The sequence below is a fragment of the Endozoicomonas ascidiicola genome, assembly GCF_001646945.1.
GTDB lineage: Bacteria > Pseudomonadota > Gammaproteobacteria > Pseudomonadales > Endozoicomonadaceae > Endozoicomonas > Endozoicomonas ascidiicola.
Genome location: NZ_LUTV01000006.1, coordinates 337,929 through 339,313, shown reverse-complemented (window position 1 = coordinate 339,313; position 1,385 = coordinate 337,929). Strand labels below are relative to the sequence as shown.

At 40.5% G+C, this 1,385-nt stretch carries 1 protein-coding gene; it reads left to right on the top strand.

The genetic code is table 11. The features are described 5' to 3' along the window. Positions 1 to 591: hypothetical protein (locus AKL11_RS18430; RefSeq protein WP_172807324.1), on the top strand; the 591-nt coding region annotated here is incomplete at its 5' end. Positions 592 to 1,385 lie beyond the last annotated feature (794 nt).

The following is a 1,385-nucleotide window of genomic DNA, read 5'->3' as shown; positions in this document are numbered from 1 at the left end:
CCCTGCTACGACAAGGACATAGAGCTAACCCTTGGCCGGCTATACCAGGACTTGGGACAGCTTCAAAAGGCACTGACGATCTTTCAGAGGCTGCGCGCCCACTACTCCGAGGATGAAAGCACTCCCTGTAACGACAAGGTCGTTGAACTGGCCCTTGCCAATCATTATATCGAATTAAAGGACTGGTATCAGTTCGACCAAATGCAGCTTGATGAAAAAGGCTTTACTGGGCCAGAAGTGGACTTGTCTATCAGCATCCGTTACTTCAGAGAATGCATTTATTCTTTTCAAGATAAAGAAGTTCCAGAGCTTTTGAACAAAGCCATTCATCATGCAGAAGTTGCAATAGAAAAAAGTCAGTCTCTCGATGCTTCATCTTTTAGTCAGCTAGGACACTGCATTCGTATCGTAGAAGCACTACCAGCATCGTATACTTTTCTAATAGATAAATTGAAACAGTATTGTTCTAATTACTTATTTGACAAAGCAAACAAACTAGACACTAACAGGAAGGACCAGCCCAAAGATGAAGTTTGGAGGGACGCAGAACATGCTTTTTTAGAAAGATTATCACGCGATGCCCGGGTTTGAAATAACCCCTAAGAATTTGAACTTTCCTGATTTAGCAAGGGCTGCAAAGAAATAGAGAAACTATAGTGCTTTAATCATTGACCTCTAATATAAATACACTGACGTTTATAATACTCGTTTCAGCCTGATTTTTTGGAGCACAAACGTGTGAATAAAATCACTGAAAACCTTGACATTAAAGGGATGCAGCGTTTTTTCAAAATTCAAAAAGAACCCGGGCATCGCGTAATAAATACCAGCCCTATCTCTGAACCTTTGAGACACGGGTATTGAGTATTAGAAAAACTGTCTACAGCATTGTGTAGCGCAAACGCTTCAAAAGTCTTTCGTCATCGATACCAGTTAATACAAAAAATAAAAACATTCCTTTAATGCTGTAGCGCTTGGAAACAGAGCATTAATCCTTAATGCCTACCATAAGCAGAGCAGGGCTTACGCTTGAGTATTCGCATTCTCATTTAGACTGCTGTTAACTTGTATTTTGGTTAATTAAGTGGGCGATTTCATGACATCACACATTGGTTTTGATTCAGGAAAAATAACACAGCACAAAATCCACCATTAAATTTTAGTCGGTAATAATTGTTATCGCTATAAGGAGTCTCTTCCAATATGAAATGAGCCTGAACGGAGCCCTTGTTTCCAAAATGAAATGAGCCTGTGATTTCTGATCTTTCGTCCAAAATTACTGGATGAAAATCATAATGGACACACGGCTCATCAAATCGCTCCAGCAGGTGGAGGAGCTGCTTCAGGCTACACCGCAGATACAGCCTGGTTGGAAGTCAAAAGAC